1 protein-coding gene is annotated in these 816 nt (G+C 67.6%); it reads right to left on the bottom strand.

Annotated features, from left to right (window positions below; translation table 11 throughout):
- The coding region (locus U9980_RS27025) for an aminoglycoside phosphotransferase (protein WP_416210413.1) at positions 1 to 630 on the bottom strand (630 nt) is incomplete at its 3' end.
- Positions 631 to 816 lie beyond the last annotated feature (186 nt).

Here is an 816-nt window from a genome sequence, read left to right as displayed (position 1 = left end):
GTACAACGTGGCAGCGTCATAGCCGGCCGGTGCGGCGCCCCACGCTTCCCAGTCAAGCAGCCAGCAGATAGGGCCGGTGATATTCGCCCAGTGGAGATCCCCGTGCGCCGTGCTCCATACGATCGACTCCGTGGCGATCTCCACGCCGAACGCGGCTAACAACCGATGTCGGATGAGATCGGCGTCAAGGCACACCCGATCGGTAGTACTGGCAGCCAGGACGTCGACCGACCGGCGAAGGGCCGTCCACCAGGACGCATCCAGCGAGACGTGCTCGCGCAGGGCGATATCAGACGCAAGTGGACCACCGGGGGCCAAGGTCATGAGCTCGGCCCGGACCTGGCGGCCTGCCTCCTCCCACTCTGTGACGGCGAGAACCTCCGGCCGGGCAACGCCCAGGACCGCGCTCGCGTCCATGTTGCCGCTCCAGGTCGGCCCGCCACCCCATCCAAGGCGTTCGGTGACTACTCGTAGCCATCGATCCGGGCCGCCGCCGGCCACGGTGACGCGTGATCCTGCCGTGCGTCCGCGCGACCCGATGACACACTCACCCGTGGTTTCGGCGTCGAACTCCGTCGCGCCGACCGCCACCAGGTCGACCAGCCAGCGGCGCCACTCAACGTCGTCCATCGGCATCCACCGTACCGGCGTGGTGGTCCCCGACCGCCGCCGGAAAGGCAAATCCATGCCGTACCGAGCGACACGGATTCGCGATGTAGTCCTGTTTCGCGGTCAGGTTCGCCGAATATCCGAGCGCGTTTCGGGATGCGCAGCCACGCGACCACCGGAGACCAGCACCGGGCACGCCAACGGCAT

It is taken from the genome of Protofrankia sp. Cr1, from assembly GCF_963555865.1.
Taxonomy (GTDB): Bacteria; Actinomycetota; Actinomycetes; order Frankiales; family Frankiaceae; genus Protofrankia.
The sequence above is the reverse complement of the archived record's forward strand: the minus strand, read 5'-3'. Positions and strand labels throughout refer to the sequence as shown.